The organism is Nocardia sp. NPDC051990 (assembly GCF_040680755.1).
GTDB lineage: Bacteria > Actinomycetota > Actinomycetes > Mycobacteriales > Mycobacteriaceae > Nocardia.
Window position 1 is genome coordinate 396115 of the sequence record NZ_JBFAXH010000002.1, and the last position, 18033, is coordinate 414147.

At 64.3% G+C, this 18033-nt stretch carries 19 protein-coding genes; 14 read left to right on the top strand and 5 right to left on the bottom strand.

What is annotated here, in order from left to right:
• Positions 1-165 precede the first annotated feature (165 nt).
• Positions 166-1638 carry a group II intron reverse transcriptase/maturase gene (ltrA, locus tag AB0L63_RS05480; protein WP_364494970.1) on the top strand — a complete coding sequence of 491 codons (1473 nt, stop codon included), beginning with the start codon at positions 166-168 and terminating at the stop codon, positions 1636-1638.
• A gap of 183 nt (positions 1639-1821) precedes the next feature.
• Here the strand turns inward: ltrA and AB0L63_RS05485 are convergent, their stop codons facing one another.
• Positions 1822-2145 (bottom strand): transposase, encoded by a 324-nt coding sequence (locus AB0L63_RS05485; RefSeq protein ID WP_364494973.1) that lies wholly within the window; start codon positions 2143-2145, stop codon positions 1822-1824.
• Positions 2146-2352: 207 nt separating this feature from the next.
• Between AB0L63_RS05485 and AB0L63_RS05490 the strand changes: the two genes are divergently transcribed.
• The 8 genes from AB0L63_RS05490 to AB0L63_RS05525 all read left to right on the top strand — a co-directional run bounded on the left by AB0L63_RS05490 (position 2353) and on the right by AB0L63_RS05525 (position 8651).
• The gene (locus AB0L63_RS05490; RefSeq protein WP_364494977.1) at positions 2353-3024 is read left to right on the top strand and encodes an HAD family phosphatase; all 672 of its coding nucleotides are present in this window, start codon (positions 2353-2355) and stop codon (positions 3022-3024) included.
• Positions 3025-3227: 203 nt separating this feature from the next.
• Positions 3228-4091, top strand: coding sequence for an arpA protein (locus AB0L63_RS05495; RefSeq protein ID WP_364494979.1), 864 nt, complete (start codon positions 3228-3230; stop codon positions 4089-4091).
• 10 nt (positions 4092-4101) lie between these two features.
• Positions 4102-4938: a class I SAM-dependent methyltransferase gene (locus AB0L63_RS05500; protein WP_364494982.1), complete on the top strand. Its 837-nt coding sequence runs from the start codon at positions 4102-4104 to the stop codon at positions 4936-4938.
• On the top strand, positions 4935-6746 hold the full coding sequence (locus AB0L63_RS05505; RefSeq protein ID WP_364494985.1) for a choline/carnitine O-acyltransferase: 1812 nt from the start codon (positions 4935-4937) through the stop codon (positions 6744-6746). Before AB0L63_RS05500 ends, AB0L63_RS05505 begins: the two co-directional genes overlap by 4 nt.
• A 108-nt stretch (positions 6747-6854) precedes the next feature.
• Positions 6855-7136, top strand: coding sequence for a phosphoribosyl-ATP diphosphatase (locus AB0L63_RS05510; RefSeq protein WP_364495667.1), 282 nt, complete (start codon positions 6855-6857; stop codon positions 7134-7136).
• A gap of 45 nt (positions 7137-7181) precedes the next feature.
• On the top strand, positions 7182-8033 hold the full coding sequence (gene hisG / locus AB0L63_RS05515) for an ATP phosphoribosyltransferase (RefSeq protein WP_364494988.1): 852 nt from the start codon (positions 7182-7184) through the stop codon (positions 8031-8033).
• A gap of 116 nt (positions 8034-8149) precedes the next feature.
• Positions 8150-8299 carry a hypothetical protein gene (locus AB0L63_RS05520; protein WP_364494990.1) on the top strand — a complete coding sequence of 50 codons (150 nt, stop codon included), beginning with the start codon at positions 8150-8152 and terminating at the stop codon, positions 8297-8299.
• Positions 8300-8501: 202 nt separating this feature from the next.
• Positions 8502-8651: a hypothetical protein gene (locus AB0L63_RS05525; RefSeq protein ID WP_364494992.1), complete on the top strand. Its 150-nt coding sequence runs from the start codon at positions 8502-8504 to the stop codon at positions 8649-8651.
• Positions 8652-8653: 2 nt separating this feature from the next.
• Here AB0L63_RS05525 and AB0L63_RS05530 read toward each other — a convergent pair whose 3' ends face one another.
• Entirely contained in the window at positions 8654-9553 is a 900-nt protein-coding gene (locus AB0L63_RS05530) for a RecB family exonuclease (RefSeq protein WP_364494995.1), read from the bottom strand.
• An 80-nt stretch (positions 9554-9633) separates the two neighbouring features.
• Between AB0L63_RS05530 and AB0L63_RS05535 the strand changes: the two genes are divergently transcribed.
• Positions 9634-10467 (top strand): tRNA (adenine-N1)-methyltransferase, encoded by an 834-nt coding sequence (locus AB0L63_RS05535; RefSeq protein WP_364494998.1) that lies wholly within the window; start codon positions 9634-9636, stop codon positions 10465-10467.
• Here the strand turns inward: AB0L63_RS05535 and AB0L63_RS05540 are convergent, their stop codons facing one another.
• Positions 10468-10989: a hypothetical protein gene (locus AB0L63_RS05540; protein ID WP_364495000.1), complete on the bottom strand. Its 522-nt coding sequence runs from the start codon at positions 10987-10989 to the stop codon at positions 10468-10470.
• A gap of 178 nt (positions 10990-11167) precedes the next feature.
• On the opposite strand from AB0L63_RS05540, the gene arc reads away from it, so the two are divergent.
• The 4 genes from arc (at position 11168) to AB0L63_RS05560 (ending at position 15919) form a co-directional block, all read left to right on the top strand.
• Positions 11168-12928, top strand: coding sequence for a proteasome ATPase (arc, locus tag AB0L63_RS05545; protein ID WP_364495002.1), 1761 nt, complete (start codon positions 11168-11170; stop codon positions 12926-12928).
• 292 nt (positions 12929-13220) lie between these two features.
• Positions 13221-13871: a helix-turn-helix domain-containing protein gene (locus AB0L63_RS05550; RefSeq protein ID WP_364495004.1), complete on the top strand. Its 651-nt coding sequence runs from the start codon at positions 13221-13223 to the stop codon at positions 13869-13871.
• Positions 13849-15369, top strand: a complete 1521-nt coding sequence (locus tag AB0L63_RS05555; RefSeq protein WP_364495006.1) for a glycosyltransferase family 39 protein — start codon at positions 13849-13851, stop codon at positions 15367-15369. The genes AB0L63_RS05550 and AB0L63_RS05555 overlap by 23 nt, the downstream gene beginning before the upstream one ends.
• 112 nt (positions 15370-15481) lie before the next feature.
• The gene (locus AB0L63_RS05560) at positions 15482-15919 is read left to right on the top strand and encodes a VOC family protein (RefSeq protein ID WP_364495009.1); all 438 of its coding nucleotides are present in this window, start codon (positions 15482-15484) and stop codon (positions 15917-15919) included.
• Positions 15920-16276: 357 nt separating this feature from the next.
• Here the strand turns inward: AB0L63_RS05560 and AB0L63_RS05565 are convergent, their stop codons facing one another.
• Together AB0L63_RS05565 and AB0L63_RS05570 are read right to left on the bottom strand one after the other, a co-directional pair.
• Positions 16277-17152 carry an LLM class F420-dependent oxidoreductase gene (locus tag AB0L63_RS05565; RefSeq protein ID WP_364495013.1) on the bottom strand — a complete coding sequence of 292 codons (876 nt, stop codon included), beginning with the start codon at positions 17150-17152 and terminating at the stop codon, positions 16277-16279.
• A 140-nt stretch (positions 17153-17292) separates the two neighbouring features.
• Positions 17293-18012 (bottom strand): peptidylprolyl isomerase, encoded by a 720-nt coding sequence (locus AB0L63_RS05570; protein WP_364495016.1) that lies wholly within the window; start codon positions 18010-18012, stop codon positions 17293-17295.
• Between the last annotated feature and the right edge of the window lie 21 nt (positions 18013-18033).

Here is an 18033-nt window from a genome sequence, read left to right on the forward strand (position 1 = left end):
AGTACTGCCAGATGGTGTGGGTCCGCTTGCTTGAGCCGGATGCGGTGCCAAGCCGCACGTCCGGTTCTGAGGGGGCGGCGGCGCAGCAATGCGCCGCCGCTACCCGACAAAGCCGGTCACATGGCGAAGGGCGGCAGCGGTTTTCGAGAAGGGACGGAGACTGTAATGCCGAAAGATGCGCCACCGAATGGTGACGCCGCGCCGGTGGACCCTGCGGGGCCGCGTCGGCGGGTATCGGGGATGCAGGCCGAGCTTCACCGTTGGGCGGTGGCCGATCCTGGCCGCCGGTTCGACGATCTGTTCAACTTCGTGCACGACCCGGCGACGCTGATCGTGGCGTTCGACCGGGTCGCGGGCAACCACGGAGCCCGCACTCCCGGCGTCGACGGCATGACCGTCACCGACGTCGAGGAACAAATCGGGGTTCCGGGGTTCCTGGATGACCTACGGGCCAGTCTCAAAGAGGGTTCGTTTCGGCCACTTCCGGTGCGGGAACGTAAGATCCCCAAACCGCGTGGATCCGGGAAGGTTCGTCGCCTCGGAATTCCGACGGTGACCGATCGGGTCGTTCAGGCCGTGCTCAAGCTGGTGCTGGAACCTATTTTCGAGGCCGATTTCGAACCGGTCTCCTATGGGTTCGGGCCAAACCGGCGGGCCCAGGACGCGATCGCCGAGATCCACTACTACGGCACCCGCGGTTACCGCTGGGTGTTGGATGCGGATATCGAGGCGTGTTTCGACCGGATCGACCACGTTGCCTTGATGGAGCGGGTTCGGTTGCGGGTCAAGGACAAACGCGTCCTGGCGCTGGTCAAGGCGTTCCTGAAAGCCGGGATCCTCACCGAAATCGGTGACGATCAGGACACGATGACCGGCACGCCTCGAGGAGGCATCCTGTCGCCGCTGTTGGCCAATATCGCGTTGAGCGTGCTCGATGAGCAGGTGATGGCGCCGTGGAAGCCGGGCGGGTCGATGGCCAGTGAGAGCAAGCGGGCATACCGTCGCCGCAAAGGAGCACCGACGTGGCGGTTGGTCCGCTACGCCGACGACTTCGTCGTCCTAGTCCATGGGACCAGAGACGATGTCGAGGCGATGCGAGAACACGTCGAGCAGGTGCTTTCACCTGTGGGACTTCGGCTTTCACCAGAGAAGACCACAGTGCGGCACCTGTCGGACGGGGTCGATTTCTTGGGGTTCCACATCCAGTGGCGTCGCAAGCGTGGCTCGGACAAGTGGTTCGTCTACACCTTCATCGGTGACCGGCCCACCCGGTCGCTGAAGGCGAAAGTTCGCGCCTTGACCCATCGGCAGTCGCAGCAGGGTCTGGATTACGTGATCACGCGGCTCAACCAGATTCTGCGTGGCTGGTCCAACTATTTCAAGCATGCCGTGGCCAAGGACCGGTTCACCGCGCTGCAGCACTTTGTCTGGCAGCGGGTGATCCGGATGCTGCAAACCCGGCATCGCTGGGGTTGGAACGATATTCGCCGCCGCTACACCACCCACACCGGGCGGTGGTTGCCGATTACGGCAGCAGATGGGACCGCGTTGTTCGACATGGCCAGCACAACGGTTACCCGTTACCGCTGGCGCGGCCACGCGATCCCCAACCGATGGACGACCCTGCAACCAGTCTGACGGGGAGAAACCGTGGAGAGCCCGTTGCGTCGAGAGGTGCATGGCGGGTTCGGCGAGAGGTCCGGGGAAACGGAGCAGGAGCAATCCCGCCACCGCGCCCCGGGCCTACTCAGCGGTGGCTGGTGGGTTTCAGGCCAGGAGGATGCGGTGGCGGAGTAGCCGGAATCCAGCGCGGCCATACATTTAGCGTTTGATCAGTTTGGTTTTCGTGTTCACGCCTTCGACCGGGCCGTTGCTGTAGGGCAGGTAGAGTCCGGCCAGGACCGCGTGGTAGTCGCGGTCGATGCCGCGCAGGAACGGGTCGAGTTCCGGTAGCGCCGCGGCGCGGGCGCTGGTCATCCAGTCGTCGAGGTCGCGGCCGCGATGTTCGGTGACGATGCAGGCGAACCTGCTCACCAGCTCCGCGAGGACGGTCAGGTCCGGGCAGGTCGCCAGCAGCTCGGCGAGATGAGCGTGCCGCTGCTCGCCCAGTTCGTTGGGTGGGTGGTGATCCAGGCGGTGAGCCACCGGGGCGAGGGCATAACCCGGTCGGACTCGGCTCGGCCTTGATTCAGGTACTTGTGCAGGAGATTGCTCGGAATTGCGTCGAGGTGAACAGCGGCGGCTATGTCCTGGTGATTCCGGGAACGGACTCGGCATACCAGTAGGATCGCGCAACGACCGGCTCTCGCCGGTTCCGGCCTCGGGCTGGTATCAGATAAGGAGCTGTCGTCGTTGAGCGCGCGACTTGCCGCGGTGTTGTGGGATATGGACGGCACCCTGCTCGATTCGGAGAAGCTGTGGGATGTCGCCGTGCGCGAACTGGCCCGCGCACACGGCCACGAGATGAGCGATGAACTGCGGCATTCACTGATCGGCGCGTCCGGACCGAATGCCCTCCGGCTCATTTTCGATGGCTTGGGTATAGAGGCGACATCGGATGCGGTACTGGCCGCCGGCGGATTCATCGAGCGGCGGGTGACCGAGTTGATGGCGGGCCCGATCCCATGGCGACCCGGCGCGAAAGATGCGCTTTCGTTGGTCCGCACAGCGGGTCTCGCGACCGCTTTGGTCACCAATACCAAGCGGTCGCTTACGGAATTTGGATTGGATACGCTCGGCCGCGATTTCTTCGACGTGTCGGTCTGCGGTGACGAAGTCGCGCACGGCAAGCCCGAACCCGAGATCTATCTGCGCGCCGCCGAACTGCTCGGCGTGCATCCGCGAGACTGTGTGGCACTGGAGGATTCGCCGACCGGTGCGGCCGCGGCCGGTGCGGCGGGCTGCGCGGTCATCGTGGTCCCGTGTGAGATACCGGTTTCGGCGGCGCCGGGGCGGGTATTCCGTGATTCGTTGGTGGGATTGACCCTGCCGGATCTGGAACACGCGCTACGCGTCAGAGGCTGAACCGCGCACCCGAGCGGGGGTGTCTTTTCGGGACGGATCATGATCACGAGTCCGCTGTTGGGTGAGCCGACACGCCCGACCTCGGCATAGTGAGAGTTACTGTGCCGCAACGCGAGTGCGTGCAGTTGGCAGGTGTGACCGTAGTCACCGGCAACTTTGTCGAATCCCGGGCGTGTCGCCGATCGCTCTACCAAAATGACGCCATGGCAGCGACGGATGTCCTGGACGAGATTGTCGATACGGCACGGTATCCGTTGGGGGATTCGATCGGTGCGGCGTGGGGCGAAGTGGTGGCGCGGGCCCGCGCGGAACTCGCCGAGAGTGGCTGCACCGTGCTGCGGGAGTTCATCCGTCCGGAGTTGATCGATACTGTGCGCGCACAGGGCGAGGCGATGGCCCCGGATGCGCATTATGAGGTCGAACGGGTCAACGCATACAACATTCCGCTGAATACCGAACTGCCGCAAGGTCATCCAGGCCGCATCGTGCTGGAACGCGGTAATGCCTTCGTCCCGCGCGACCGCATTCCGGCCGAGGTCCTGATCCATCGGCTCTACCGCAGCAGGGTGTTCCAGCGCTTCGTTGCGGATTGTTTCGGACTGACCGAATTGCACGAATTCGCAGACCCTTTGGCCGGGTTGTGCCTGAATGTGGTGGCGCCTGGAATGTCGCATCCCTGGCATTTCGACACCAATGAATTCACCGTCAGCATGTTGACCCAGCCGGCCGAGACCGGCGGAATCTTCGAGTACTGCCCGAATATTCGCTCACCCCACGCCGAGAACCTCGACGATGTGCGGGATGTGCTCACAGGATCCGGTGCGCACCTGATCCGGCGCCTCGATCTGCGGCCTGGCGATCTGCAATTGTTCCAGGGCCGCTTCTCGCTGCACCGGGTTTCACCGGTCGAGGGCGGCATGGCACGGCATTCGGCGATCTTCGCCTATACCGATCGGCCCGGTGTCATCGGCACCGTGGAACGCACCCGCCAACTGTTCGGGCGGGTGCTGCCCGAACACCTAGCCGCCGCGGCCGACGCTGTCCGCGGCGATCGGTTGCTCGACTGAGAGGGACGATATGCTAGTGCCGTTGCATACGACCGGAAAAGCCTCCTTCGACGATATCTATGACCGTCCCGATCCGCGCGACTATTACGCCCGGATGGCCGAATTGGATTACCGCATACCGGAACTGGCGAAACCCTACTTCCAGCAGCAGATTCGGGAATACCGCGCCTCCGCGCGGGTGGACACCCCGACCGTGCTCGATATCGGCTGCTCCTACGGTGTCAACGCAGCCCTGCTGCGCTTCGACACCACGGTGAGTGAACTCGCCGAACACTATGGCGGCGCCGAGGATGCCGACCGGCCCGCACTCATCGCCCGCGACCGTGCCCGCCTGCGCGACAGCGACCAGCTCCCCGATGTCCGCTTCATCGGCATGGATGCCGCGCGCCCCGCGCTGGCCTACGCTCAGGAAGCCGGATTTCTGCACGACACGGTGCACGCGGATCTGGAGGCCGCCGACCCGACCGAGGCGCAACGCCATTCGCTGGCGGCCGCGGATATCGTCATCTCGACCGGTTGCGTCGGATACGTCACCGAGAAGACGCTGAGGCGGGTGGCAACGGCGCACCCGCGTCGCCGGCCGTGGATGGCACACTTCGTACTACGCATGTTCAGTTTCGAACCGATCGCCGCGGAGCTGGCCGCGCTCGGCTACCGCACCGAGCGAGCCCCCAGGGTGTTCGAACAACGCAAGTTCGCATCCGATAATGAACGCACCCAGGTGCTGAATGCCTTGGCCGCCAACGGAGTCGACACCGCTGGCCAGGAAAGCACGGGTTGGCTGCTCGCCAACCTGTACATCTCGCGACCGCTACCGAAACACCCCGACCCCGAGGACTCGCATTGACCGAACGCACCTTCGCCGCCGACGACCACCTGCCAAGGGTGCCACTGCCGACGCTGGAGGACAGCGGCGCGCGGTTGCTGCAGTGGTGTGCGCCACTGCTGACCGCCGATGAATTCGCCACCACCGAGGCCGCGGTCGCCGACCTGCTTCGTCCCGACGGTCCGGGCCGAAAGCTGGCTGCGGCACTGGCCGAATACGACGCCACCCCCGGTGTCGGGAGCTGGCTGGATCTGTTCTGGCCGTCGCGCTATCTGGGCCGTCGCGATCGCATCGCATTGAATGCCAACTTCTTCTTCCTCTTCCGCGATGACACCGCACTGGCCGCCTCCACCGCGGCCTCGCAGGTGGAGCGGGCGGCCGGAATCATCACGGCCGCGGTCGATTACAAGCTGGCCCTCGATATAGAGGCGATCCCGCCGGTCACTCAGCGCGGACAGCAGCTGTCGATGTGGCAGAACAAGTACCTGTTCTCCGAGACCCGGATTCCAGGGGAGGCTCAGGATTCCGTGCGGGTGCCCTACAGCGACGAATGGCCCGGACCCTCGGCCGCCAGGCATATCGTGGTGTTCTTCCGCGGCAACATGTTCCGGATGGATGTGATCGGTCCGGACGGTGTGCCGCATTCGCTGGATGATCTCGCCGACGGACTGCGTGCGGTGCTCAAGGCCGGTGTGCGCTCGGCCCGCACCGATACCGCCGTCGGCCATCTGACCACCAAGGCGCGGGCCGAATGGGCCCTCAGTAGACAGGGATTGCTCGCCGAACCCGCCAATGTCGCGGCCTTGGACACCGTCGAGACCGCGTTGTTCGCCCTGTGCCTGGAGGATTTCTCGCCGCGCGATGAGCTGCAGGCCTGTGATCAGCTGCTGCACGGCGACAGTGCCAATCGCTGGTTCGACAAGTCGGTAACGTTCATCGTCTTTGCGGACGGTCAGGCGGGCATCAATATCGAGCATTGCGGGCTCGACGGCACCACCATCCTGTCCTTCGTCGACACGCTGCTGGAGACGCCCGCCGCCACACACGCCGAACGGGCCGGGGCGCAGCCGCATGGGTTGCCCACTGTCGAACCGATCGAATTCGTTCTCGATCAGGCCCAGCGCACCGATATCGCGGCGGCGGGGGCGGCGTTTTCCCGGTATGCGTCCGAGAATGCCACTGCGACAGTATCTTTCGATTTCGGCACCGCCCGCGCCAAACAACTCGGCATCTCACCGGATGCGTTCGCGCAGCTGAGCTATCAGCTGGCGCACCGGCGCAGCAAGGGATTGACCGGCGCCACCTACGAATCCATCGCCACCAGGCAGTACCGCAACGGCCGCACCGAGGCGATGCGCGTGGTGACACCGGAGATGGTGGCGTTCGTCGACGCCATGCAGGATCCGGCGCTCGCGCCGGCCGACCGGCTGGCCGCCGCGCGGACGGCCGCGAGCGCCCACGTCCAGCGCGCCAAACAGTGTCAGGCGGGTGACGCGCCCGAACAACATCTCTGGGAACTCGAGTGGATCCAGCGGCGGCGCGGCGCCGAACTCGGCGTCACCGAGCCGATCCCGCTCTACACCAGTCCCGGCTGGACCATCATGCGCGACGACTACCTGAGCACCAGCTCGGCCCCGTCGGTCAATATCCGGTACTTCGGATTCGGCTCCACCAGCCAGAAGTGCATCGGCATCGCCTACGTCCTGCTGCCGGACCGCTGGAATATCTACCTGGCCACGCTGAAACCGGTCGCCACCGAGATGTACGCCTTCGCCGACCACCTCCGCACCGCGGTAGCCGACTTGGCGGCCCTCCTTTCCGAGTCCTGACGCAGGAGACTTCGCACCCCTTGTGCCCGCCAACAAGGGGTGCGAAGTCCAGGGAAGAGTGCGCCTGCCGGGTGGTGCCGGGCCGGAGCAACGGGTCCGCTTACCCGTCTGAAACAATGGCTCACCGTGAAGAACTTCGAATCCCTGTTCGCCGAGCTGCAAGATCGTGCGGTCACCCGCCCCAAGGGGTCCGGGACCGTGGCGGCATTGGACGCCGGCGTGCATTTCCAGGGTAAGAAGGTGCTCGAGGAGGCCGGTGAGATCTGGTTGGCCGCCGAGCACGAGGGCGACGAGGCGCTCGCCGAGGAGATTTCGCAACTGCTGTACTGGGTCCAGGTGCTGATGGTGGGCCGCGGGCTGAAGTTGGAAGACGTGTACCGACATCTGTGACGGCGCGTCGACCCCTGATTCTCCTCTCCGAAAGGACCCGATCCCATGCTGCGCGTCGCAGTCCCCAATAAAGGCGCACTTTCCGAATCGGCCACCTCGATCCTTGCCGAGGCCGGCTACCGCAAGCGCACCGATGCCCGCGACCTGACCGTCCTCGATCCAGCCAACCAGGTCGAATTCTTCTTCCTGCGGCCCAAGGACATTGCCATCTACGTCGGCTCCGGTGAGCTCGACCTCGGCATTACCGGCCGCGATCTGGCGCTGGATTCCGGTGCGCCGGTACAGGAACGGCTCGCACTCGGCTTCGGCCGCTCCACCTTCCGCTACGCTGCCCCGGCCGGGCGCGAATGGAAGATCGAGGACCTCTACGACAAGCGCATTGCCACCTCGTACCCGAATCTGGTCCTGAGCGATCTGCAGCGCCGCGGCATCGAGGCCGAGGTGATCCGCCTCGACGGTGCGGTCGAGATCTCCATCCAGCTCGGAGTGGCCGATGCCATCGCCGATGTGGTCGGCTCGGGCCGCACGCTGCGTCAGCACAATCTGGTCGCTTTCGGGGAGACGCTGTGCGATTCGGAGGGTGTGCTCATCGAGCGCACCGGCTCCGATCAGCGCGAACGTGCTCGCAATCAGCTCATCGCGCGGATCCAGGGTGTCGTATTCGGCCAGCAGTACATCATGCTGGACTACGACTGCCCAAAGGAACTGCTGGAGGAGGCGGTCAAGATCACGCCCGGCCTCGAGTCGCCGACAGTCTCCCCGCTCGCCGATCCGGGCTGGGTCGCCATCCGGGCCATGGTGCCGCGCAAGCACGGCAATGATGTGATGGACCGGCTCGCCGAACTCGGCGCGAAGGCCATTCTGGCCTTCGATATCCGGTCCTGCCGCGCCTTCTGATCCGACTTCCGAGTCGTTTGTGCGAGTGATCGATTCACTGCGATTGCAATCAGTGCGCTGACCAGCGGTTGACTGATACTTTGCGGCCTCGATGAGGAAATGCAAGGAGTGCCACCGTGTCGTATACGCCGCCCGGGAAACGTTCGGGCGGCACATTCGCATGGAATGAGGATTGGCTGGCGGCCATCGTCGGATCCGCGGCCGCCGTCAACCTGGCCGTCGGCTCGGGGCTGTCCGTGCTGCTGTTCCACGACTTCACCGGGTAGATCCACGTCGGCAACCTGCCGTTGCGGCGCTCGCCGGTCACGGCGGTGAGCATCGCTGCGGCGTCGTGTGCATTTAGTTCGCGACCGAACTCACGAAAATTTCATGCTTCGCCGTCAACACTGGGGGCATGTTGGGCGAAACAACTGAGGAACACCTCGGACGGGCAATGTCGTTCGAGTACGAAGCACAGGGGAGGCCCCAGTGAAACCGAATGTCGAGTCGGTCAGTTCGTGGTGGCGGATTCGCAATGTCCTTATCGTGATCGGTGATGTGGTCGGGGTGCTCGTGCTCATCGGCGTGATCGCGGCACTCGGCTCGCACGGTTTCGATCTGCATCTGTTCATCGGCTGAACTCAGTTGGCGACCGTGTCGGCGAAGGCCTCCTCCGGCGATTCTCCGGTGCCGCTGTCCGGCCAGCCCGGATAGGCCGGTGGTGTGCCGCCGAATTCGGGGCACAGACTCTGGTAGCTGCAATGCCCGCACAGCCAGCTGGTGCTCGGGAGGAACTCACCGGTCCGACCCGCTGTCACAATGGCCTGCCACAGGGCCGAGAGAGTGCGTTCGAAGCGCAGCAGTTCGTCCTCGTCGGGGGCATAGGTGAGGATCTGCTCGTCGGCCAGGTAGATCAGCCGCAGTTGGGTGGGCAGAATCCCGCGGGTGCGCAGCACCACGAGCCCGTAGAACTTCAGTTGGAACAGCGCCTTGGTTTCCTGGGTGAGTCCGGGTGCCCGGCCGGTCTTGTAATCGACGACGCGCAGCTCACCGGTCGGCGCGACGTCGATGCGATCGACGAACCCGCGCAACAGCACACCGTCATCGAGTTCGACCTCTACCCGCGACTCACACGATTCCGGATCGAACCGGGTCGGATCCTCCAGCCGGTAGTACGCCTCGACGAACGCCCGCGCCTCGCCGAGAAAGCCCGCCAGCCCGTCCGCTGTGACCACTTCGGCGATCTCCGGTCGATCGGCGAGCACCCGGGCCCATGCGGGCTCGACAAGCCCGGCAGCGCGGTCGAACCCCCGCTGCGCGGCAGGCAGTCCGTACAGATCTTCGAGCACCGCGTGCACCACCGTGCCGCGCACCGCGACCCGCGTCGGCGGCTCCGGAATCCGATCGATCGCCCGGAATCGGTACTTCAGCGGACACTGCTTGAAATCCATTGCCCGCGAAGGCGACAGCGCCGGACGCGGACGATCGGTTGCCTCCTCCCGCGCGGTGTCGGCAGGGGGCGTGGATACCGGCGAATGCATACCTGGCAGGCTATCCGGCGGCACCGACACGCCGGTGCCACCCAGCGAAGACAGCACCGACGACCAGCGAACGGAGATACATGACGGCCAGACGGACCGGGCCATTCACCATCGGGGACCGGGTACAGCTGACCGATGCCAAGGGGCGCCTCTACACCGTGGTGCTGGAACCGGGTAAGGAGTTCCACACGCATCGCGGCGGTATCAAACACGACAACCTCATCGGCGCCGATGAGGGCAGCGTCGTGCAATCCACCAATGGCACACCGTATTTGGCGTTGCGGCCGTTGCTGATCGATTACGTGCTTTCCATGCCGCGCGGTGCGGCGGTCATCTACCCCAAGGATGCCGCCCAGATCGTGCACGAGGGTGACATGTTCCCCGGCGCACGCGTCCTGGAGGCTGGCGCGGGATCGGGTGCGTTGACGTGCTCGCTGCTGCGGGCGGTGGGCCCGCAGGGGCAGGTGGTCTCCTACGAGATCCGTGCGGATCACGCCGAACACGCGATCCGCAATGTGGAGACCTTCTTCGGCGAGCGCCCGGACAACTGGTCGATCACCGTCGCCGATGTCGCCGCCTACGACGGTCCGCCGGTCGATCGCGTCGTCCTGGATATGCTCGCGCCATGGGATGCGCTGTCGGCAGTGGCCAAGGCGCTGGTCCCCGGCGGTGTGCTGATCGTCTATGTGGCGACCGTCACACAATTGTCGAAAGTGGTCGAGGCGCTGCGTGAGCAGGAGTGCTGGACCGAGCCGCGATCGTGGGAATCGATGGTGCGCGGCTGGCATGTGGTGGGTCTGGCGGTGCGGCCCGAACATCGCATGCAGGGCCACACTGCTTTCCTGGTCAGCGCGCGGCGGCTCGCGGAGGGCACGGTCACTCCGAAGCCGCAGCGTCGCCCGTCGAAGGGTTGATCAGGCCGGCGCGCAGGGCGCCTGCGCGAAACCGAGCATCAGGCAGCCGCTGGCATCCGAAAGCTTCCAGGTGCTGTCGACATGTTCCCAGGTCATGGGCATGGCGGGGACGGTGCCGTGCGGTGAGGTGATGGTCACCTGGGCGGTCGCGGAATTGCCGCTGGTGGTGATGTCGGCGACCGCGTAGGTGAGCTTGCCGTAGCCGCCGAGCGTCTGGTTCATCTGGTTGATATTGGCGATGCGCTTTTCACCGTCGACAATCAGCTTGGTTTTCTCGGAAGTGGGTTTCGCCGGGTCGGAAAAGGTATCCAGGACGGCGATAAGCGTTTCGGCGGTGGGTGCGGCGGCGCTACCGTGGTCACCGTGACCTGTCGCACTGGTCGGTGCGGCGGCGGAAGTGGTACTCGTGGCCTTGGCGTCGGACTTGTCGCCCGAGCCGCAGCCGGTGAGACCGACGATAGCGGCCACTGCCGTGGCCGCGATGACCATGGACGTACGCAACGTCCTGGCGGGAAGGAGCATTGTCAGCAACCTTTCGGTTCGGTCGGCGAAGCGGGTCGCCATGGCCTGGTTAGGGCAGGCTAACATGGTGGTCCGCCGCCGATCGCGGCCCAGATGTGATCACGACGAAACCATGTCGGAAAGCGAGAACGGTTCACGCCCGGTAGCGTTGATAGACCGGGACTGGGAGGAGCAGCACATGAGCCCCATCGAGAATTCGGATTCGGCGGCCTGGAGAGAGCTCGAGGCGGTACGCGCCGAAGCGGCTGCCCTCCGAAGGCAACTTGCCGATTCGCCGGATCGCGCACGGGAATTGGAAGCCCGCATCGATTCGCTGACCATTCGCAATACCAAGCTTATGGACACCCTCAAGGAAGCGCGCCAGCAGCTGGTCGCCTTGCGCGAGGAGGTCGATCGGCTGGGTCAGCCACCGAGCGGGTACGGAATTCTGATCGGCGTGTACGAGGATCAGACGGTCGACGTGTTCACTTCGGGCCGCAAGATGCGCTTGACGTGTTCACCCAATATCGACACCTCGACCCTCGAATACGGCCAGACCGTCCGGCTGAACGAGGCGCTCACGGTCGTGGAGGCCGGGATATTCGACGCCGTCGGTGAGATTGGCACCCTGCGCGAGATCCTCGACGACGGACGCCGGGTGCTGGTCGTCGGACATGCCGACGAGGAGCGCGTGGTGTGGTTGGCGGGCCCGCTGGCCAAGGTCGCCGAGGTCGATGACCTCGAAGATCCTGATTCGCCGATCCGCAAGCTGCGGCCGGGTGATTCGCTGCTCGTCGATACCAAGGCCGGATTCGCCTTCGAACGGATTCCCAAGGCCGAGGTCGAGGATCTCGTACTCGAGGAAGTGCCCGATGTCGACTACGGCGATATCGGTGGTCTCGGTCGGCAGATCGAGCAGATCCGCGATGCGGTGGAATTGCCGTTCCTGCACAAGGATCTGTTCCGCGAATACGCGCTGCGCCCGCCCAAGGGCGTGCTGCTCTATGGTCCGCCTGGTTGCGGTAAGACGTTGATCGCCAAGGCCGTTGCCAACTCGCTGGCGAAGAAGATCGCCGAGGCGCGTGGCGAGGATGCCAAGGAAGCCAAGTCGTTCTTCCTGAACATCAAGGGTCCCGAGCTGCTGAACAAGTTCGTGGGTGAGACCGAGCGCCACATCCGGATCATCTTCCAGCGCGCGCGGGAGAAGGCGTCCGAGGGTACACCGGTGATCGTGTTCTTCGATGAGATGGATTCGATCTTCCGCACCCGCGGTTCGGGCGTGTCCTCCGATGTGGAGACCACGGTCGTGCCGCAGTTGCTCTCCGAGATCGACGGTGTCGAAGGTCTCGAGAATGTCATCGTGATCGGTGCGTCCAACCGCGAGGACATGATCGACCCCGCCATCCTGCGGCCCGGACGTCTCGATGTGAAGATCAAGATCGAGCGCCCGGACGCGGAATCGGCCCAGGACATCTTCTCGAAGTACCTGACCGAGGGATTGCCGCTGCACGCCGACGATCTCGAAGAGTTCGGCGGCGACAAGACGCTGTGCATCCGCGCGATGATCGAACGGGTCGTCGACCGGATGTACGCCGAGAGCGAGGACAACCGCTTCCTGGAGGTCACCTACGCCAATGGTGACAAGGAAGTCCTGTACTTCAAGGACTTCAACTCCGGCGCCATGATCCAGAACATCGTGGACCGCTCCAAGAAGTACGCCATCAAGGCCGTACTCGACACCGGCAATCCGGGCCTGCGCATCCAGCATCTCTACGATTCGATCGTGGACGAGTTCTCCGAAAACGAGGACCTGCCCAACACCACGAATCCCGATGACTGGGCCCGCATTTCGGGTAAGAAGGGCGAGCGGATCGTCTACATCCGGACCCTGGTCACCGGCAAGAACGCCAGTGCCAGCCGTGCTATCGATACCGAGTCGAATACCGGGCAGTACCTGTAGATTGTCCGACTCCGAGGGCTGCGCTTTCGACTGGGTGCGTGGTCATCGGTGGTTCGGACGTGTGGATCGTCTTCATCCGACTGCGTCTGATTCACCGGCAAGAACGCCAGTGCCAGCCGTGTCATCGATACCGAGTCGAATACCGGTCGGTCACAGTAGTTTCGAACCGAGGGCTGCGCTTCCCTGTGGAAGCGCAGCCCTTCGGCGTTTTCGGGGGTCATCCTTGTTGGGTAGGTAGGGGTCATTCTCAGGGTTGATATGGATGTTTGGTCGTGTGGTATAAAATTTGGCCATGCGGCCAGAAAATGAGACGGGTGGTCGGCAGAAGTCGTTTATCGAGGAGGCGCGGCGGCGGCAGATCATTGCCTCGGCAGTGGAGGTGATTTCGGAGGCGGGGTTTGGGCGGGCTTCGCTGGCGCGGATCGCGAAGCATGCGGGGATCTCCAAGGGCGTCATCTCGTATCACTTCGCTGGGAAGGACGAGCTGATGGAGCAGCTGGTGATCCAGCTGTATGTGTCCGGCGGTGAGCACATCGCGCCCGCGGTGATGGCGGCGGACGGGTCGCGGAATCAGTTGCTCGCCTATATCAGGGCGAATCTCGGTTTCATCGATGCGAACAAGAAGTATGTCGCGGCGCTGACCGATGTGGTGCTGAATCTGCGTGATGCGGATGGCAAACCGCGGTTCGCCTCGGCCGAGGGGGAGCAGGAGATCATCCAACCGCTCATCGACATCATGCGGGAAGGGCAGCACACCGACGAATTCGGCGAATTCGATGCGGTGGTCATGGCCAAGTCGATCCGCGATGCGATCGATGGCGCGGCCGGGCGGGCGATTCGGGAGAAAGACTTCGATATGACGACGTACTCGGCGCACGTGTGCCGACTGTTCGATTTGGCGACCCGGAAGGGGGGACGTGATGACTACCGTGGTGGAAAGTGAAGTGCGGCAGAAGGATAACGTCGAGGCGCCGCCGCCGTTTGCCTGGTTCGGTGTGGGTGCGATCGCCGTGGTGTCGGCGCTCGCGTTGTTCGCATCGCTGGGACGGTACGGATATTTCGGTGACGAACTGTATTTCCTGTCGGCCGGGCGTCGGCTCGGGTTCGGATATGCCGATCAGGGGCCGGTGCTGCCCGCGATCGCCCGGCTGATGGATGTGCTGGCACCGGGATCACTGGTGGCACTGCGGATTCCGGCCGCGCTGGTCACCGTTGTCGCGGTGCTGATCAGTGCGCAGATCGCGCGGGAGTTCGGTGGGTCGCGGACCGCGCAGGTTTTGAGCGCGACCGGTTATGCGACCGCCCCGTTCCTGCTGGTGCAGGGAACTCAGTTGGCCACCAATACGATTGATACCGCGCTATGGGTGGTGATCAGCTGGCTGTTGATACGGTGGGTGCGCACCCGCCGCGACAGCCTGCTGCTGTGGGCCGCGCTGGTCACGGCGCTGGATATTCAGGTGAAATGGTTGATACCGTTCTTCTGGATCGCGGTCGCCATCGGGGTGGTGGGCTATGGTCCGCGCGAGCTTTTGCGGCGGCCCGCGCTGTGGATCGGCGCGGTTTTCGTTGTCCTGGTCACGGTGCCGACGCTGATCTGGCAGGCGAAGCACGACTGGCCGCAGCTGCGGTTGGGTGGGGTGGTCGCGGCGGAGCAAGCGACGATCGGTGGCCGCTACACCTGGTTGCCCATAGCGCTGATCATGGCCGGGTTGTTCGGCGGAGTGCTGTTGGTCGTGGGAATCTGGGCGTTGTTCCGCTCGGAGGCGTTGCGGCCGTATCGATTTCTCGCGCCGATGCCGCTGCTGCTTGCCGTGGCATTCATCGCAACCAACGGTCGCCCCTACTATGCGGCCGGATGCTACGCGGCGATCATGGCGGCGGGCGCGGTTCGCTGGACCGAGTACACCCGACGGTGGCGAGCCTATGCGACCGTCCCGTTGGTCGCGATTTCGGTGACGATCGTGGTTTTCTCGATGCCGTGGCAACCCGAGTCGTCCATTGATCCGGTCGACAATCAGGCCGAGGCCGCTATCAAAATCGGTCTGTACGGCAAGTTCGGTTGGCCGGAGCTGCGCGCGGCGACCGCCGACGCCTACCAGGCCCTCCCACCGGTGGAGCGCTCGAATGCGGTGATCGTCACCGATTCCTATTGGCAGGCAAGTGCTTTGGATGTCGACCGGAATCGCTACAGCCTCCCGGCCATCTACAGTCCCAACCGCGGCTTCGGATACTTCGACGCCCCACCGGATTCCGCGACAACGGTGCTGTGGGTCGGTAATGCCGAGGACGAAATGCGCACCACCTGTAGCGAATTGACTCCCGTCGGTAGCGTCGACTCCCGCCTCGGCTACCCGGATGTCACCCGCAATGTCACCATCTGGCGCTGCACGCCACGTCAGCCCTGGTCGCAGGTCTGGTCCGACTTGCTTCGCCTCGACTGACCAGCCGCATCGTCCGATTCGTTCAAGACATCCGAACACCGCCGGCGTTGACTGCACCATGGCCGGGGCCGAGCCGCGCTCCGGCCATGGTTCGAGGATCAGAAGGATCGGTATGAAAACGAATATCCGCGCGATCACCTTGGCAGTCAGCGATCTCGAACGGTCGCTGCGCTTCTACCGCGACGGCCTCGGCCTCTTCTCGCCGGGGATTATCGGTACCGAGTTCGTCCGCGATGAGCAGCACCCAGGCGGTTCGGTTGCCATGTTCACTCTCGACAACGGCCTGATCCTGTCCCTCTACTCGCGCACCGACCTGGCGATGGACGCGGGCATCGCCCTCGACCGAGTCGCTGGTTCCCCGATTAGTCTCGGTTTCTTCGCCGACTCCCGCGCGGACGTCGACCACATCCTGCAGCAGGCCGTACAAGCGGGCGGCGCCATCGTCCGTCCACCCGTGATCCGCCCATGGGGCATCTACGCGGGCTACTTCGCCGACCCCGACGGTCACCTGTGGGAAGCCATGTACTTCCTGAACGGCATACCGGAGTGACACTTTATTCTGTTGCCCCACAGGGCTATTCGGATATGAACAGGCCGGCGCGGTACGAGCCGGGAGGCTTCTACGATGCCCAGGTTGTCGGTGAGGTAGCTCGCGAACTGGTATCGGGTTCCGGATGGGCTCAGCTGGCCCAGGGGGACTGCGGTCAGGGGCGTTGTCGGCGCTACGCGCGGCGCGGACGAGGTCGATGGCTTCGGTGCGTGTCAGCAGACTATGGACAACCTGCAGTCGGTGGTATGTGAACCGGGTGCACTCGTCATCTGGCGACGAGATCGGTTACGACACATGTCCTTTCGCCGCGTTGCCCACGCGATGCGTGGTGGCGAAAGGACATGTGCCGTAAAGCCGCTAACCGAGTTCGGCGAGTTGGGGTACCGCCGGTGCCATGCCCTCGATCCACGCTGCCGGGGACGCGGTGGTCGGGGTAATGATCACGGTGTGCACGCCGAGCTTGGCGTAATCGGCCATCTGCCGGACGAATTCGTCGCGATTTTCCGGATTCGGGCGCGGATTATTGGCCATGACGGTGATGCGGATATCGTCGAAATCGCGCCCGACATCGTCGCAATGCCGACGCAGGACGTCGAGTTTGTGGCCGGTATCCTCGGGGGCGGAACCCAAGAGGTTGCAGGCGTCGCCGTACTGCGCGACCAGCCGCAGCGTCTTGCGTTCGCCGCCACCGCCGATGAGTACCTTGGGCCGGTTGATCGGCTGCGGCGAGCACAGCGTCTCGGCCAGCTGGTAGTACTTGCCATCGAAGGGGCCGTTGTTCTGCTGGTCCCACATCTGCTGACAGATTCGTAGTGTCTCCTCCAGCCGCTCGAACCGTTCGGCGATCGGCGGGAACTGCACACCGAGCCCGCGATGCTCGCGCTCGAACCAGGCGGCGCCGACGCCGAGCACGGCGCGGCCGCCGGATAGGACATCGACGGTGGTGACGATCTTGGCGAGCAAGCCGGGATGCCGATAGGTCACGCCCGTGACCAGGAGGCCGAGGTCGATGCGGGAGGTGTGCGCGGCCAGGTAGCCGAGGGTGGTGTAGCCCTCCAACATATTGGCCTCGGCTGGGAGGCCGGTCGGTTCGATCTGGAAGTAGTGGTCCATGAACGACAGCCAGGTCGCACCGGCTGCCTCCGCCGCGGCCCCGACCCTGGCCAACTCGCCGGCAATGGCGGTGGTGCCGCCCTCGATGTCGAATATCGGTAGGTGAAAACCGAGTTCCATGAAATGATCCCCTGGCACTAGACGATTTTGCACCGCCAACGCTATGACCTGGAGTGCGCTCCAAGTCAAGTACTTCTGCGGGGTCACCGAAGACCGATGGCGGTGTCGCCATGGACGACACCGCCATCAGCTTATGTCGATCAGCTCTGAGCGGTTGTCACCGAATTCAGGACGACATCGGCGTTCGGGCGACCGTCGTCACCGCCGGCTACGCCCGCATCGGCGACGCGCTGCAGGACGTCCAGACCGCCGGTGATCTTGCCGAACGGGGTGTATTCCGGCGGCAGCTTGGTGTCCTTGTAGACCAGGAAGAACTGGCTGCCATTGGTGTCGGGACCGGCATTGGCCATCGCGACCGTGCCCGCCGGATAGGTGGCGCCGTCCAGGTTCTCGTTCGGGAACTGGTAGCCCGGACCGCCTGTGCCGGTGGCGGTGGGATCACCGCATTGCAGGACGTAGATGCCCGAGGTGGTCATGCGGTGGCACTGGGTGTGGTCGAAATACTTCTGCCCCGCCAGAAAGACGAAGGAGTTCACCGTGCGCGGTGCGCGGGCCGCCTCCAAGGCAATATTCACTGTGCCGCAGGTGGTTTCCAGCTGTGCTGTGTACTTCGCGCCAGGGTCGATCGTCATCGCGGGCTCGGTGGCCCACTGCTTGTTTTCCGGCTTGGCCGAATCGGGCGCCACGCATCCGGCGACCGGTGTACCCGGATCCGCCGATACCCCGCCTGTGGCGAAGATCGCGAGGGTGGTGCCGACGGCGAGTACACCGAGGCCTCGTAGCAGGGCAGTCCCGATTCTGCGATGCTGCCCGGTGGGCTGATGGTGGTCGAATTGCCGCGCCTGCACGTCACTGCTCACCGGTCGAGGTCTCCTTCTGTT

Bases quoted from the DNA above. Each gene is read 5' to 3' on its own strand.
- ltrA (WP_364494970.1), top strand. From the start codon at position 166: ATGCCGAAAGATGCGCCACCGAATGGTGACGCCGCGCCGGTGGACCCT.
- AB0L63_RS05495 (WP_364494979.1), top strand. From the start codon at position 3,228: ATGGCAGCGACGGATGTCCTGGACGAGATTGTCGATACGGCACGGTAT.
- AB0L63_RS05500 (WP_364494982.1), top strand. From the start codon at position 4,102: ATGCTAGTGCCGTTGCATACGACCGGAAAAGCCTCCTTCGACGATATC.
- hisG (WP_364494988.1), top strand. From the start codon at position 7,182: ATGCTGCGCGTCGCAGTCCCCAATAAAGGCGCACTTTCCGAATCGGCC.
- AB0L63_RS05530 (WP_364494995.1), bottom strand. From the start codon at position 9,553: ATGCATTCGCCGGTATCCACGCCCCCTGCCGACACCGCGCGGGAGGAG.
- AB0L63_RS05535 (WP_364494998.1), top strand. From the start codon at position 9,634: ATGACGGCCAGACGGACCGGGCCATTCACCATCGGGGACCGGGTACAG.
- AB0L63_RS05540 (WP_364495000.1), bottom strand. From the start codon at position 10,989: ATGCTCCTTCCCGCCAGGACGTTGCGTACGTCCATGGTCATCGCGGCC.
- arc (WP_364495002.1), top strand. From the start codon at position 11,168: ATGAGCCCCATCGAGAATTCGGATTCGGCGGCCTGGAGAGAGCTCGAG.
- AB0L63_RS05550 (WP_364495004.1), top strand. From the start codon at position 13,221: ATGCGGCCAGAAAATGAGACGGGTGGTCGGCAGAAGTCGTTTATCGAG.
- AB0L63_RS05555 (WP_364495006.1), top strand. From the start codon at position 13,849: ATGACTACCGTGGTGGAAAGTGAAGTGCGGCAGAAGGATAACGTCGAG.
- AB0L63_RS05560 (WP_364495009.1), top strand. From the start codon at position 15,482: ATGAAAACGAATATCCGCGCGATCACCTTGGCAGTCAGCGATCTCGAA.
- AB0L63_RS05565 (WP_364495013.1), bottom strand. From the start codon at position 17,152: ATGGAACTCGGTTTTCACCTACCGATATTCGACATCGAGGGCGGCACC.